Source organism: Allopontixanthobacter sp., assembly GCF_034376665.1.
Classification (GTDB): domain Bacteria; phylum Pseudomonadota; class Alphaproteobacteria; order Sphingomonadales; family Sphingomonadaceae; genus Allopontixanthobacter.
On the sequence record NZ_JAXMJI010000066.1, the window covers coordinates 18800 to 32469 of the forward strand.

Below are 13670 nucleotides of genomic sequence, written 5' to 3' on the forward strand. Positions count from 1 at the left end.
ATAGAGCCAGTACACAAGAGGATTTCAGAAGATGTTTTTGAATAGCAATACCGCCGCAGTCGTCACCGGCGCTGCATCTGGCCTGGGTGAAGCCACCGCGCGGGCACTGGCGGCCCAGGGCGTCAAGGTCGCGATCTTCGATCTGCAGGAAGAAAAGGGCAAGAAGGTTGCCGAGGAAATCGGCGGCATTTTCTGCGAAGTGAATGTCACCGATGATGCCTCTGTCGATGCCGGCTTTGCTAAAGCACGCGAGGCGCATGGACAGGAGCGTATCCTGGTCAATTGCGCAGGCGTCGGCAATGCAATCAAGACGGCCAGCCGGTCCAAGACCGATGGTTCGATCAAGCACTTCCCGCTCGATGCGTTCAATTTCATCATCCAGATCAACCTGGTCGGGACATTCCGCTGCATTGCCAAATCGGCGGCCGGAATGCTGACGCTCGATCCGCTGGAAGATGGCGCGCGCGGGGCAATTGTGAACACCGCCAGTGTCGCCGCCGAAGATGGCCAGATGGGTCAGGCTGCCTATGCCGCGTCGAAGGGCGGGGTGGTTGGCATGACCTTGCCGATCGCGCGCGACCTGATGAGCGAAGGCATTCGGGTGAACACCATCCTGCCGGGCATTTTCAACACCCCGCTGATGAACGCCGCGCCCGATGCGGTGAAGGATGCGCTGGCGGCTTCGGTACCGTTCCCAAAGCGGCTCGGCTATCCCGAAGAATATGCGCAGCTGGCGCTGGCGATGATCGGCAACGGCTACTTCAATGGCGAGGATGTGCGTCTCGACGGCGGCATCCGGATGGCCCCGCGCTGATCGGGGCGAATCGACGATGACGAGGAGAGCGTGATGGGCGATTTCAGCCAGATCCGATATGAGGTCGAGGGCCCCGTCGCGACTATCACGCTCAACCGTCCGGAGAAGATGAACGCCTACACCCGTCACATGATGCGGGAAATCTGCGCGGCGATGGATCTGGCGGACGGCGACGACGCGGTTCGGGCGGTGATCTTTACCGGTGCGGGCGACCAGGCCTTTTGCGCGGGAGCCGACCTGACGCCGGAAGGCGGAGGAGGGCCGTTTTCCAGCGATGCACCGGTCGAGGATCTGTCGGATGACAGCGTGCGCGACGGGGGCGGGCGGCTGGCTTTGCGGCTGTTTCAATCCACCAAACCGCTAATCTGCGCCTGCAACGGAGTGGCAGTGGGCGTGGGTGCGACCATGCAACTGGCGATGGATTTCCGGCTGGCGGCGGATAGCGCACGTTACGGCTTTGTCTTTGCCCGGCGCGGTATCGTGCCCGAGGCGTGTTCAAGCTGGTTCCTGCCCAAGATCGTGGGAATTTCGCAGGCGCTGGAATGGTGCATGACCGGCCGCGTGTTCGATGCGGAGGAGGCGCTGCGCGGGGGACTGGTCCGGTCGGTCCATCCCGCAGCGGAACTGATGGATGCGGCGCAAACCCTAGCGCTCGAAATCGCGGATAACACCAGTGCCGTATCGGTTGCCATGACGCGCGCGATGCTGTGGCGGCTGTCGTCTGCGGAACACCCGATGGTGGCACACCGGGTCGATAGCCGCTCGATCTTCCGCTTGTCCAAAGGCGCTGATGCACGCGAGGGCATCCAGAGCTTCCTCGAAAAGCGGCGTCCCGAATTTCCGGGCAAGATATCGCGCGATATGCCGGACTTCTACCCTTGGTGGGACGAACCTGGCTTCGAATAACCAATAATCCAGCCCGCTGCTGATCCGGCGTCTTGTGTTCCAGGCCGGTTTAGGTAGGAATTCAGAAAATGTCAGATAAAGCTTCCGCGGCTTTGAGCCTTGCCGACTTTCTGCCCTACCAGCTTTCGATTACTTCGAACGCGGTCAGCAATCGGATTGCCGAAGTATATCGCAGCGAATTCGGCCTGAGAGTTACCGAATGGCGGGTGATGGCGGTGCTGGGTGACAGCGGACCGCTGACCCAGAGAAGCCTGACTGATCTTACCCTGATGGATAAGGTCGCGGTCAACCGGGCATGCAAGGTGCTGGAGGGACGCGTCCTGATCAGCCGCATGGCAAATGCCGATGACGGCCGATCCCACCTGCTGGCCCTGACTGACGCAGGCCGGAAGGTGCACGACCGGATTGTGCCGATGGCCCGGGCAATGGAAAACCGATTGCTGGAACCGCTCGATGAAGCCGAACGCGGGGTCTTCATTTCGTTGTTGAGGCGCCTGCGCGACCAATCGGACGAGATTGGCCCCGCCATCACAGCAGGCAATGGCGGGGCCCGATCATCTTCGGTCAGGTCGTAAGGGCGGACGCCCTCTATTCGGGTGGACCGTCCGCGAAAGCGTCGCTGATCGAACAGGCCGCTGGTCCAAGGATCACGATGAACAACACCGGAAGGATGAACAAGATCAGCGGAATGGTCATGATCGCGGGCAGGCGCGCGGCCTTTTCTTCGGCGCGCATCATTCGTTCATTGCGGAATTCGGCAGAAAGGACGCGTAGTGCCGACGCCAGCGGGGTACCGTAGCGTTCGGTCTGGACCATGGTGGTCACCACCCCTTTTACCGATTCGAGATCGACCCGGTAGGCGAGATTGTTGAACGCCATCTTGCGCTCCGTCAGGAACGACAGTTCGATTGCGGTGAGGGCGAATTCGTCACCCAGTTCAGGATAGGCACGGCCAAGTTCCTTGGCGACTCGGTTGAACGCGGCATCGACGGTCAAACCGGCTTCGGCGCAGATGACCAGCAGGTCGAGCGCGTCGGGCAAACCCTTGCGGACCAGATCGGTGCGTTTTTTGGCCTTGTTCTGAAGGAACACTTCAGGGCCTTTGTAGCCAGCCAGAAGCGCGACCGCGAAGCCGGCAAAACGTTTGAAGCTGCCCCATTCGGGAAACATGTCGGACACATAGAAGGCATACGCCGCAATGCTGCCCAGCACGATTGGCAAGACCAGCCGCGCCATAATTACCACCACGGCCAGTTCCTTGTTACGGATACCGGCGTGGGCCAGTTTTTGCTGAACCGCTTCGATCTGGCTTTGCTGCAGGACTTTCAAGCCCGCGAGCGTGTCTTTCACGCGCTCGGTGCCCTCGGTCTTGTGGATCAGGCTGCTGCGCTTCCTGGTGTTTGCCTTGACAATACCGGCTTTCAGCTCGTCGCGGCGTGCATTGAGTGCCTTCAAACGGCTGGCCATAGGATCTCTGACGGTGACGGCAGCATAGATCGCCAGGATGACGGCCAGTGCAGCGACACCGGCCAGGATCGTACCGACGAAAATTACATCGAAGCCGAGCAGTGTTGGTCCAGGCGGGGTGTTGATCATTGTCTTGTTCCTCGCTCAGATCTCGAAGCTGACCATCTTGGCCATGATGAACGCCCCCATAGACATCCAGACTGCGCCGCCCATCCCGATGACCATCAGGCGCTCGTCAACGAAAAATGTCCCGATGTACGTCGGGTTGATCCACCAGATCATGCCGAACACGATGAAGGGCAGGGCACCCACAATGTAGGCAGAGGCCTTGGATTCCGAGCTCATGGCCCGGATTTTGAGCTTCATTTGCGCTCGTTTGCGCAATACATCGCCCAGGTTGGACAGCGTTTCAGCCAGATTGCCCCCGGTTTCGCGCTGGATGGCCAGGGTAATCACGAAAAAATTGAATTCCGGGATCGCCATACGGTCGGCGGTTTCCTGGAGGGATTCCTCCATCGTACGGCCAATCCTGATCCGTTCGACCACGCCTTTGAATTCAGCGCCCACAGGGCCGGGCACTTCCTGTGCGACAACGCCCAGGGTTTCGGTCACCGGCAGCCCCGAACGCAGGCCCCGAACGAGCAAGTCGATCGCATCGGGGAATTTGGTATTGAACTGGTTGGTGCGCTTGTTGATGTGGAAATTGACCACCATGTGCGGAAGGCCCGCGCCGACTACCAAGCCGAGGCCCAAGGCGAGCATGGCTGCGCCCGACTGGAGAAATACCAGTACAGCAATGGCCAAGCCCAGGCCAAGCGAGCTGTAAAGATATTGCGAAACTGTCCATGTCTTGCCGGACCGGTCGAGCCGATTGGCGAGCGCTTCGCCGCGTGAGCCGGAGCCCGCGACCTTGAAAGCTTTGGGCTTGCGCGATGCGATCGCCTTCTTGAGCTGCGATTCAACCTTGGTGTTGGTGCTTTCGGAATGGCGATAGCGCACGGCATCGAGCCTGCGCTGGCTGGCTTTGCTAACTGACGGCCCGGCCAACAAAAAATAGCCGATGGCCATCAAGGTCATCATTCCGCAGACAACCAGCAGGAGCTGTAAAATGCTCATGTTTTTGTCCAGCCTTTCCTACACATCACTAAAATTGGACGGGGGTAGCTGCCCGACCCTTACGGCCGGGCAACCCCGACATCGGATTACTCGGCAGAAACCGATGTTTTCTTCTGCTTCTTCGCCAGCAAGGACTTGAGGTCGAAATTGCCTAGCAGGCTCTTCTTCTCGGGCTTTTCGGTTTCGGCCAGCTCGTCACTGGAACCGAGGATATAATCGCCCACCTGGCGGATGACGCTGCTCGATTTGCTCGAGCGATTGGCATCCACAAAGGTTTGACCCAGCTTGGCTGCGTTGGCCGCAGCTTTCGCGTCATAGGGGATGGAGAAATCGATCTTGCGTTCGATCGACGCCTCAAAATCGGCCTTGCTGATTTCCATGATTCCAGACTGGACCTTGTTGGCCACAATCACGGGACGTGCATGGGCAGCGTTGGATTTCAGCCAGGAGAGGATCCGGATGGTATCGCGGGCGGAAGCCAGCGTCATCTCGGTCGCCAGGACGATCACGTTCACATCTGCCAGCAAGTGCGGGAAATTGATCAGCATGTTGCGCGGCAGGTCGATCACGGTCATTTCGAATGCCTGGCGGAACTCTTCCTCCAGTTGCACGAATGCCGATCCATCGGTCATGAGCGGTGAATTGATCGGTGCTTCTGCCGACAGGATCGCCAGATTATCGTTCGCCCGGATCATGGCGCGTTCGATGAACAGGCCGTCGATCCGGCTGGGATTGTCGATCGCATCGGTCAGGCCGCGGCCCGGTTCCAGATCCAGCGCCAGCGCGCCGGTTCCGAAGTGAACGTCGAGATCGAGCAAGGCCGTTGGCATTTTGTGATCGGTGCTGAACAACCATGCAAGCGAGGTTGCCAGCGTGGAGGCACCAACACCGCCGCGAGTCCCGACAACAGCGGTCGAAATGTGCCGCTTGGCCGCATTGGGATCATTTGTCTTCGGCGAGGAGAAGACCGCCTGCGCCTGGGCGAGGGTTTCCCGCAGATGTCCCGCGGAAAGCGGCTTCAGCAGGTAATCGTGAATCCCGCTGCCCAGAAGGTCCCGGTACAGCCGCACATCATTTACCTGGCCGATGGCGATCACCACCGTGCCGGGCTCGCAAACCTCGGCAAGGGCGTTGATATCGTTGAGCGGATCGCCGCTTTCGGACAGATCGACCATCAGGATGTTCGGGCTGGCCGCGACCGAGAGCGACTGGACTGCATTGCGCAGACCGCCCTTGTTGCATTTTTCCGGTTGCCAGCCCAGTTCGATCACGACCGGTCGCAGGACATCCAGCGCGGCTTCATCGCAGATGAAAGCGGCGAAGGGATCTCGGTTGCCGGCAGCGCCAGGTTTCCATGGAGCGTTCATTGAAATTTCCCCTTATTCTTCGCCTGTGGCGGTCTCTTTGAGACCGGCCTGACCCGTTGGTGCCTGGACGCGATAGCTGGCAATAGCCTTGGTCGACGTGGTAACGACTGTTTCGCCGGTGCCCTTCTGACCTGTGATCAGGTCTTCCGGATTGGCCACCATCGCTGCAAGATTGCCATTAATGGCGCAGCCATATCCAGCATGCGTAGCGTTGTTGTAATTCATGTCGGATTTTTCTTCCCAATCGGGACAGCCGGGTACCGAAGCACTGGACCGAGTGATGACCACGCGCGCAGCCCCCGGTTCGATATAGCCCGCCGTGACCGGCGCACCTTCTTCGACCAGAATTCCGTGGCGACCAGCCAGCTTGCTGATGGCATCGCGGGTGGCGCTGCTCATCATCGGATCATCGATCGAAATCCGGTCGCCGTAGCGCAGGTCCATCGATTGAAACCAGGCGGCCAGCCGCTGCTGTTCGGGGATGGACAATCCACCTGCTCCGGCCTGGACATCGAACGTGTAATTGGTCCGTTCGACAACCGGTTGACGCATGCTTTCAAGCCCGCGATTGGTGGGCATTCCGCCACAGGCGCTGAGGGTGATCCCGAGCGAGAGGGCGAGAACGCCAGCTAGTTTGCGATGTGATGCAATGGGCATTGTGTTCACCTTTCTCACTTGAGGCTGAAGCCGGGAACGGCAGCGACAGCGTCGGCGGTGCGTTCCTTGTTGCGTTTGGGGCTGCTGGCTTCGGCAGTGCGTTCTTCAGTCTGCGAACCCGGCACCACAGCGGCAGGATCATACTGCGACATTGATGGCGGCGGCGCAGTGCCTTCCTTGACCGTTGGTACCGGGCGCGAGGCCCCACTGACACCGTCATTTTCCCGGTAACCGATCAGGCTTTGCAGTTCGGTTGCCGTACGGAATCCGTCGGTCGGCAATTTGATCTCGCTCGCATCCACGGGCTTGACCAGATAGGGCGTCACGATGATGACCAGTTCGGTCTCGCCGCGGCGGAACGAACGCGAACGGAACAGATTGCCCAGGATCGGCGTATCACCGAGGCCTGGCGTCTTTTCGATCGAATTCTGGGCGTTATTGCTCATCAATCCGGCGATCATGAAGCTCTGGCCGGAGCCGAGCTCCACCGTCGTTTCTGCGCGCCGGACAGTCAGTGCGGGGATGGTGAAGCCATTGACGGTCACCGCGCCCTGGGCGGACAATTCGGATACTTCCGGGCGGACCCGGATCGAAATCCGGCCATTGGCCAGAACCGTAGGTGTATAGGCAAGGCTGACCCCGAATTTGCGATATTCGATCGTGGTGGTGCCGAGGCCGCCGCTGCTGGGGATCGGAAATTCACCGCCAGCGAGGAAATCAGCCGTTTCGCCGGAAAGTGCGGTCAGGTTGGGCTGGGACAAGGTCGTCACCAATCCTTCTGTCTCCGCCAGATCCAGAGCGGCGCCAAGGTCGAGGCCCAGGAACCGGCCAAACCCGGCAATCGTGGAACCGATTGCACTGGAAGTGACGACCGATGTTCCCTCATCTCCAGCGGTTACCCCAGTGCCGAGCGGGCCACCCGGAGAGAATTGCTTGATCGCCCCGCGACCTTGTCCAATCCCAAACTTGAAGCCGCTGGTGCTGTCGGCGCTGACCAGATTGGCCCCGATGGTGCGAACAAGTGTCCGGCTGACTTCGGCAAACCGGACCTGCAGATTGACCTGCAAAGGTGTGGCCATTTTCAGGCGGCTGATGACATTGCTGTCTTCGCCAACGAAAGCCTGGACCAGCCGTTCGGCTTCGGCGGCATCTTCCGGTGCTGCGACGATGCCGGTAAGCAGGACCGTGTTGGTGCCCATGGTGGAAACCGAAATCCTTGCTTCGGGCATGGCCATGTTCAACATCTGGTCAACGCTGTCCAGGTTCGAACCGACCCGGACGTTGGCGGACCAGACGATATCGCCAGCTGCGTTGCTGGCGTAGACGGTCGTTTCGCCGCCGGCCTTGCCAAACACATAAAGCTGGCTCTGCGATTTCACCTGCACATCGGCAATCTCGTCATTGGCAACAAAGACGTCGGCCATCGTGCCTGGGACATTGATCAATTCACCGCGACCGATCGACAGGACGATGCTCTGTGCCGGGCTGCGAATGGACTGGGCGTTTGCGATCCCTGCCCCGATGCCGCTGGTCCCACCGGCAAGCGGCGCGACAGCGATGGCGGAAAGCAGCAGTGTAGCTGTCAGACGGCGTTTCATGGATTTGCCCCTCGAATTCGTGCCAGTCATGTGGCGGGCGTAAGTTTTGATTGCGTGGCTCATCTCAGTTCCTTCCAACCGGAACTTCGACCGTGGTCTTGCCGCGTGTCACCCGAACCATCGGGCCCGTCGGCGCTGCAGGTTGGCCCGGCGTTACATAAGCCGGCGCACTGGCCTGCCTGGGAGAATCCGTGGCGGGCATCGTCCGGCGCTGGAACCGCGATACGTCGCTGCCAGTGACAAAGGTCGAACCCTTGTCGTTTGGACGGGACATGGCCTGTGCCAGCAGCTTTTCTTCTTCTTCCGGGGTGGCGTTGTCAGGAACCTTGATGTCCCCCGCAGCAATCGCCCGGTCGAGTTCGGCCTGGTTGTCCGCAATCGAGCGAAGCGACAGGCTGAGCGTACCGATGGTCTGTGCAACCGCGATCTTTTCGGCCATTTTCGGGGTAACTTCCACAGTAACCGTGCGGAATTCCTTTACGACTGTCTTGCCTTCTTCCGTTTCCTGGGTCGCCGATTGATCGGTTGCCAGAACGCGCAGATTGCGCAGGAAAGTTTCCGCCGCCTTCAGATCGCTGCCCTCGCCCTTGACCGATTGCGTAAGCACGATGTCCACCCGGTCGCCCGGGAACACAAAGCCCGCAACACCGGTTTTCGCGGAGACGGGGACAGTCACAGCCCGCATGCCCGGCCCGAGAGCCGCGGCGAGGAAGCCACGATCTCCAGGGGCCACCAGCGAACCCTGGGTAACCGGCTCGCCGGCAGAGATTTGGTAGCGGACCACGGTGCCGAGCAGCTGGGTGATGTCGGATTCGCCGTCCAGGAAGTATGCGTCCTGGACCATTTCTTCCGGCCATTGCTGGAAGCTGATCGAATCTGCGGTGATGATCGTACCGACGGGGAGCGCGCGCTGCGCCACCAGAACCTTGGGACCCTCTGGCACCGCTGCCGCTGCGGCAGTGGGTGCAGAATTCCCGGCGAACATGCTCCGTGCTGCCAGTGCCGTGCCGACCGCGATGATCAGTGCGACGAGCAATAAAGCGAGTTTCTTCCTATCCATGGCTGTTAAGCCCCCTCATTCGGCCCGCAGAAAAGTCGTCTGGGCGTGGTGTTACTGGTAGTTACGTGACGTTGGTTAAAATCAGGTTTACCCCACCGGTCCGCTTACGGCGGTTCCGGCAGCGGGCAGGTAGTGAACGCCAATGACCCACAGGCCGGCAGCGGAGATTGCGACACCATACGGTATGGCCAGCCGGCCGCGCTGGCGGCGGGCGACATGCCACGCACCCATTACGACGGTCAGAGCGCCGCCGAGCAGCGCCATGATGATCAGCAGTTCGAGAAACCAGTCGGGCTTGACCCAGAGAGCAAGCGCAGTGAGCAGCTTGACATCGCCGCCGCCCATCATACGCAGCGCGAACAGGCCTGCCAGGATTGCGAATGCGGCCAGCGCCACCCCAAGGTGCAGGGCGACATCGGGCCATAGCGACAGCCCGCTGCTCCACCAGAACAGCGGCGCGCCGAGCGCAATGCCGGCGTTCAGCCAATTGTCGATCTGGCGCCGCCGGATGTCGGTAAACGCTGCGACCAGCAGCGCGATTGCCAAGGCTATCAGCAATCCGTAGTGGAAATATTCGCTCAACACTGAAGCCCCCAAAATCCCTATGCCCAACCCCTGGAAGCCCTTGCTACAGACGATGGCTTACCAAATAGTAACCAACCGCTGGAGGTTAACATTAGCCAATTCGATACATCTGCGGTGAACCCTGGCGCCGGACCGATGCGGATCGATCGCCGTGTGATCCCCCCCAGTGCATCCGAGAGCACATGGTCCGCGCCCGACGGGCACCGGATCCGCCGGATCGACTGGCCGTCCGGCGCAGTGGCGGACGTCGGCACCCCGCGCGGTTCGATCCTGTTTCTGCCCGGACGGGGGGATGCTTACGAAAAATACCTAGAAACGCTGGAACAATGGCACCGCGCGGGCTGGCGGGTGACTGCCGCCGACTGGCGCGGGCAGGCGGGTTCGGGGAGGCTGGGCAATGACCCGGTTACCGGACACGTCGGTGATTTCTCAGCCTGGATCGACGATATCGCGGCCTTCTGGACCGAGTGGAAAGCGTCGACACCCGGCCCGCATGTCATCGCCGGGCATTCGATGGGCGGTCATCTGGTGCTGCGGGCAGTGGCGGAACGCAGGCTCGATCCCGACGCAGTGGTCCTGTCGGCTCCAATGCTGGGATTTGTCGGTACCGTGCTGCCGCTCCCCGTCATGCACGGCGCTGCAAAGCTGATGGCCCGGATGGGCGACCGCACGCGCCCCGCCTGGAAATGGAGCGAAAAGCCGGGCGAGGTTCCGGCCGGCCGGATCGATCTGCTCACCCATGACCGGGACCGTTACGATGACGAACTATGGTGGCGTCAGCAGCGGCCCGAGCTGGTCATGGGCCCCGGCAGCTGGGGCTGGGTCGAGCGCAGCTATGCCTCCATCCGCGGGCTTGACCGGCCTGGAGTCCTCGAAGCGGTCGACACGCCTGTTCTGCTGATCGGTGCCGCTAATGACAGGCTGGTCGATATCAGCTCGATCGAACGCGCCGCAAAGCGTCTGCCGAAGGCGGAGCTGTTGAAACTGGGTAGCGAAGCCCGCCACGAGGTGCTGCGGGAAGTCGATCCCGTCCGCGACCGGGTCATGGCGGCAATCGCGGATTTCCTTGATCGGAAGGCACCCCCCGAGGTCGACGGACCGGCGGAACGGAGTTAGGCGATATTGGCTGAGAGATATGAATATGCCGTAATCGGCGCCGGAATGGCGGGGACGAGCCTCGCCGCCGAACTTGGCAGCGACTCGCGTGTGCTGGTGCTGGAGGCGGAGGACCGGCCGGGTTACCACGCGACGGGGCGGTCCGCTGCATTCTGGGAGGAATGCTATGGTGGTCCCGACATTGTTCCGCTGACGCTTGCCTCAGGCCCCTATCTTCGCAGCCATGGCTTCCTGTCCCCGATCGGGGCGCTGTATATCGGGCGAGACCGGGACGCGGGGCTGCTCGATGATTTCATGCAGCGGTTTGCCGGAACCGGAGCGACCATCGAACGGCTGGATGCGGCAGAGGTCGCTGCGCGGGTGCCCGGACTGAAGCCGCAGTGGACGGGCGGGGTCTGGGAACCCGTCTGCGCCGACATCGACGTTGCAGGTCTGCATGCGCATTATCTCGGCATGATGCGCAAAAGCGGGGCAAAACTGGTGATGCGTGCGCAGCTGGCCGAAGCGCGGCACAGCGCCGACGGGTGGCTGCTGAAGACCACCGCCGGCGCGGAATTCCTTGCAGGCACCTTGATCAATGCCGCCGGTGCCTGGGCGGATGGGGTCGCGGAAATCGCCGGCGTGCTGCCGCTCGGGATCGCACCCCTGCGGCGGACAGTGGCCCAGCTGCGAGTGGACCCGCCGCCGCCCAAGGATTTGCCGCTGGTGCTGGACATATCAGGCAAATTCTATTTCCGCGGGGAGAGCGGGCGGCTGTGGCTCAGTCCACATGACGAACACCCTTCGCCGCCGTGTGATGCCGCGCCCGATGAAATGGACGTTGCCACCGCAATCGAACGCCTTGAACAGGTTACGGATTGGCGCGTCGAACATGTCGAACACAAATGGGCCGGGCTGCGCAGCTTTGCCCCGGATCGTCTTCCGGTTTACGGCTTCGACGCGCGCCAACCGGATTTTTTCTGGTTTGCAGGCCAGGGCGGGTATGGCATCCAGACGGCCCCCGCAGCGGCGCGGCTGGGAGCGCAAATCATCCGGAACTTGCCGCAAGATGCGATGACGAGCGGGCTGGACCCTACCAAATATTCTCCCGCCCGATTCTGCTAATTTGTTTAGGTAATGCGCCTTGGTCGGGTGGCATAAGAAGTACGTCGAAGGGGCAGATTGCTATCTCGCCGCGAATTTACAAAATGCTTGCTGCGGCGGCTTGAGCCTGATCGGCGGCGTCGCTGGCCAGGCGGTCGACCCGGTCGTTTTCGGGATGGCCATTATGGCCCTTGACCCAGTGCCATTCGACTTGGTGATGCTTCACAGCCTCGATCAGTTCGTGCCACAGATCCTCGTTGCGGACTGGCTTCTTACTGGCAGTTTTCCAGCCGTTGCGCTGCCAGCCGGAGATCCATTTGGTCATGCCGTCGAGCACATATTTGCTGTCGGTATAAAGATCGATCGCGCAGGGTTCGATCAGGGCGTTCAAGGCCCTGATGACGGCGGTCATCTCCATCCGGTTGTTGGTGGTGTCCGGTTCGGATCCCGCCAGTTCCTTCTCGTGCTTGCCCATGCGCAGCAATGCGCCCCAGCCGCCGGGGCCGGGGTTGCCCTTGCAGGCACCGTCAGTGAAAATCTCTACGTGTTTCATTGCCGGAACCTTGCCTCAAGCCGGGGTCGAGGGGAAGATGTCGTGACCATGGCGGGCGTAGAATTCCAGTCGCCTGATGAAATCTACCGGGTCCTTTCGTTCCACCAACGCGTCGCCGGGGGTGTTGATCCAGTCGAATGACCGCGTCGCGGCAAACCGCATCGCAGCACCTTGCGCCAGGAGCGGCATCGCGCGGCGTTCGGCATCGGACAGTCTGCGGACCGATTCGTAGCCTGCGATCAGCGCCTCGCCAATCTCCGGCCTGAATACCCGGCCGCCCTTGTCGAAGCACCAGGCGGCATGGGTTACCGCCAGATCATAGGCGATGATGTCAGTGCAGGCGAAATAGAAGTCGATCAGTCCGGTCACCCGGTTGCCCAGCATCAGCACATTGTCGGGAAACAGATCGGCATGGATCGTTCCGCGCGGCAGTCCTTCCGGCCAGTCCGCCAGCAATCGCGGCATATGCCGGCTCACCGCGGCGGGCAGGGAAGGATCAATATCGTCCAGATGATCACCGCATTGGTCAAACAGGGACTGCCAGTCCGCCGGTCGCAAATCATTGGTCCGCGAGGCGATGAAATCTGCGGAAGCGAGATGAATGCCCGCCAGCGCCCCGCCGACGGCATGGGCCTGCCCCATGGTGGGATTGTCGATCGACACCCCCGGGAGGAATTCGATCATCGCAACTGCCTTGCCGCCGAGCATCCGCGAAGCTCCGCCGGAACGGTCATGGATGGTGCGCGGAACCGGGCTGCCGGCGGCGGACAGATGATCGAGCAGGGCAAGGAAGAATGGCAGGTCGCCTAGTTCGATCCGCCGCTCGTACATCGTCAGGATGAACCGGGTCTGCGGTTTGCCGGCGGGGTCCAGCGCCCCGGCTGAACCGGTTGTCTCGATCAGCCAGTTGCTGTTGGAGACGCCTTCTGCGATGCCTTTGGCCGAAACCAGTTCCCCGACATCGTATTCGGCGATCAACGCAGCGAAGTCGCCTGCTCCGAGATGGGTGTACACAGCCACGCGCCGGGCGTGCCTATTCGGTCAACTGCCGCGGCAGTTTGAAAACCATCTTTTCCACCGCAGTGACCAGGGTATGCTCTTCCACCGTTCGCCATTGCGACAGTCGTTCGACAACTTCGCGCACCAGCTTTTCGGGAGCGGAGGCGCCCGCGGTCAGGCCGATTGTGCCGACACCGTCCAGCCACGCCGGGTCGATATCGTCGGCGCGCTGGATCAACCGGGCATCGGTACCGCATTTTTCGGCAACCTCGACCAGCCGGACGGAGTTGGAACTGTTGGGCGAACCGATCACCAGCACCAGATCGCTACCCGGTGCAATTTCCTTGAC

Annotated in this window: 14 protein-coding genes and 1 pseudogene; 5 read left to right on the forward strand and 10 right to left on the reverse strand. The window is 61.2% G+C overall.

The window, feature by feature from the left end; all coding sequences use genetic code 11:
* Positions 1-31: 31 nt before the first annotated feature.
* The 3 genes from U0988_RS06905 (at position 32) to U0988_RS06915 (ending at position 2295) form a co-directional block, all read left to right on the forward strand.
* The gene (locus tag U0988_RS06905; protein WP_322291893.1) at positions 32-814 is read left to right on the forward strand and encodes an SDR family oxidoreductase; all 783 of its coding nucleotides are present in this window, start codon (positions 32-34) and stop codon (positions 812-814) included.
* A 33-nt stretch (positions 815-847) separates the two neighbouring features.
* The gene (locus U0988_RS06910; protein WP_322291894.1) at positions 848-1720 is read left to right on the forward strand and encodes a crotonase/enoyl-CoA hydratase family protein; all 873 of its coding nucleotides are present in this window, start codon (positions 848-850) and stop codon (positions 1718-1720) included.
* 68 nt (positions 1721-1788) lie between these two features.
* Positions 1789-2295 carry a MarR family winged helix-turn-helix transcriptional regulator gene (locus U0988_RS06915; protein ID WP_322291895.1) on the forward strand — a complete coding sequence of 169 codons (507 nt, stop codon included), beginning with the start codon at positions 1789-1791 and terminating at the stop codon, positions 2293-2295.
* A 13-nt stretch (positions 2296-2308) separates the two neighbouring features.
* Here U0988_RS06915 and U0988_RS06920 read toward each other — a convergent pair whose 3' ends face one another.
* The 7 genes from U0988_RS06920 to U0988_RS06950 form a co-directional block, all read right to left on the reverse strand.
* The gene (locus U0988_RS06920; RefSeq protein ID WP_322291896.1) at positions 2309-3316 is read right to left on the reverse strand and encodes a type II secretion system F family protein; all 1008 of its coding nucleotides are present in this window, start codon (positions 3314-3316) and stop codon (positions 2309-2311) included.
* Between the two features lie 15 nt (positions 3317-3331).
* Entirely contained in the window at positions 3332-4303 is a 972-nt protein-coding gene (locus U0988_RS06925; RefSeq protein ID WP_322291897.1) for a type II secretion system F family protein, read from the reverse strand.
* An 86-nt stretch (positions 4304-4389) separates the two neighbouring features.
* Positions 4390-5670 carry a pilus assembly protein CpaE gene (locus tag U0988_RS06930; protein ID WP_322291898.1) on the reverse strand — a complete coding sequence of 427 codons (1281 nt, stop codon included), beginning with the start codon at positions 5668-5670 and terminating at the stop codon, positions 4390-4392.
* A gap of 12 nt (positions 5671-5682) precedes the next feature.
* Positions 5683-6327 carry a CpaD family pilus assembly protein gene (locus U0988_RS06935; protein ID WP_322291899.1) on the reverse strand — a complete coding sequence of 215 codons (645 nt, stop codon included), beginning with the start codon at positions 6325-6327 and terminating at the stop codon, positions 5683-5685.
* Positions 6328-6341: 14 nt separating this feature from the next.
* Positions 6342-7925: a type II and III secretion system protein family protein gene (locus tag U0988_RS06940; protein WP_322291900.1), complete on the reverse strand. Its 1584-nt coding sequence runs from the start codon at positions 7923-7925 to the stop codon at positions 6342-6344.
* Between the two features lie 64 nt (positions 7926-7989).
* Positions 7990-8985, reverse strand: coding sequence for a Flp pilus assembly protein CpaB (gene cpaB, locus U0988_RS06945; RefSeq protein ID WP_322291901.1), 996 nt, complete (start codon positions 8983-8985; stop codon positions 7990-7992).
* 87 nt (positions 8986-9072) lie between these two features.
* The gene (locus U0988_RS06950) at positions 9073-9570 is read right to left on the reverse strand and encodes an A24 family peptidase (protein ID WP_322291902.1); all 498 of its coding nucleotides are present in this window, start codon (positions 9568-9570) and stop codon (positions 9073-9075) included.
* 135 nt (positions 9571-9705) lie between these two features.
* Here U0988_RS06950 and U0988_RS06955 point away from each other — a divergent pair, with 135 nt between their 5' ends.
* Together U0988_RS06955 and U0988_RS06960 are read left to right on the forward strand one after the other, a co-directional pair.
* A complete protein-coding gene (locus tag U0988_RS06955; RefSeq protein ID WP_322291906.1) occupies positions 9706-10686 on the forward strand; it encodes an alpha/beta hydrolase in 981 nt (326 codons plus the stop codon).
* A gap of 6 nt (positions 10687-10692) precedes the next feature.
* The gene (locus U0988_RS06960; RefSeq protein ID WP_322291903.1) at positions 10693-11790 is read left to right on the forward strand and encodes an FAD-dependent oxidoreductase; all 1098 of its coding nucleotides are present in this window, start codon (positions 10693-10695) and stop codon (positions 11788-11790) included.
* 76 nt (positions 11791-11866) lie between these two features.
* On the opposite strand, the gene rnhA is transcribed toward U0988_RS06960, so the two are convergent.
* The 3 genes and pseudogenes from rnhA to ispH form a co-directional block, all read right to left on the reverse strand.
* Positions 11867-12322 carry a ribonuclease HI gene (rnhA, locus tag U0988_RS06965; protein WP_322291904.1) on the reverse strand — a complete coding sequence of 152 codons (456 nt, stop codon included), beginning with the start codon at positions 12320-12322 and terminating at the stop codon, positions 11867-11869.
* A 15-nt stretch (positions 12323-12337) separates the two neighbouring features.
* Positions 12338-13342 (reverse strand): homoserine kinase, encoded by a 1005-nt coding sequence (thrB, locus tag U0988_RS06970; protein ID WP_322291905.1) that lies wholly within the window; start codon positions 13340-13342, stop codon positions 12338-12340.
* A 13-nt stretch (positions 13343-13355) separates the two neighbouring features.
* Positions 13356-13670 (reverse strand): annotated as a pseudogene (gene ispH, locus U0988_RS06975) (4-hydroxy-3-methylbut-2-enyl diphosphate reductase); the annotation flags it as partial.

Bases quoted from the DNA above. Each gene is read 5' to 3' on its own strand.
- U0988_RS06905 (WP_322291893.1), top strand. From the start codon at position 32: ATGTTTTTGAATAGCAATACCGCCGCAGTCGTCACCGGCGCTGCATCT.
- U0988_RS06910 (WP_322291894.1), top strand. From the start codon at position 848: ATGGGCGATTTCAGCCAGATCCGATATGAGGTCGAGGGCCCCGTCGCG.
- U0988_RS06915 (WP_322291895.1), top strand. From the start codon at position 1,789: ATGTCAGATAAAGCTTCCGCGGCTTTGAGCCTTGCCGACTTTCTGCCC.
- U0988_RS06920 (WP_322291896.1), bottom strand. From the start codon at position 3,316: ATGATCAACACCCCGCCTGGACCAACACTGCTCGGCTTCGATGTAATT.
- U0988_RS06925 (WP_322291897.1), bottom strand. From the start codon at position 4,303: ATGAGCATTTTACAGCTCCTGCTGGTTGTCTGCGGAATGATGACCTTG.
- U0988_RS06930 (WP_322291898.1), bottom strand. From the start codon at position 5,670: ATGAACGCTCCATGGAAACCTGGCGCTGCCGGCAACCGAGATCCCTTC.
- U0988_RS06935 (WP_322291899.1), bottom strand. From the start codon at position 6,327: ATGCCCATTGCATCACATCGCAAACTAGCTGGCGTTCTCGCCCTCTCG.
- U0988_RS06940 (WP_322291900.1), bottom strand. From the start codon at position 7,925: ATGAAACGCCGTCTGACAGCTACACTGCTGCTTTCCGCCATCGCTGTC.
- cpaB (WP_322291901.1), bottom strand. From the start codon at position 8,985: ATGGATAGGAAGAAACTCGCTTTATTGCTCGTCGCACTGATCATCGCG.
- U0988_RS06955 (WP_322291906.1), top strand. From the start codon at position 9,706: ATGCGGATCGATCGCCGTGTGATCCCCCCCAGTGCATCCGAGAGCACA.
- rnhA (WP_322291904.1), bottom strand. From the start codon at position 12,322: ATGAAACACGTAGAGATTTTCACTGACGGTGCCTGCAAGGGCAACCCC.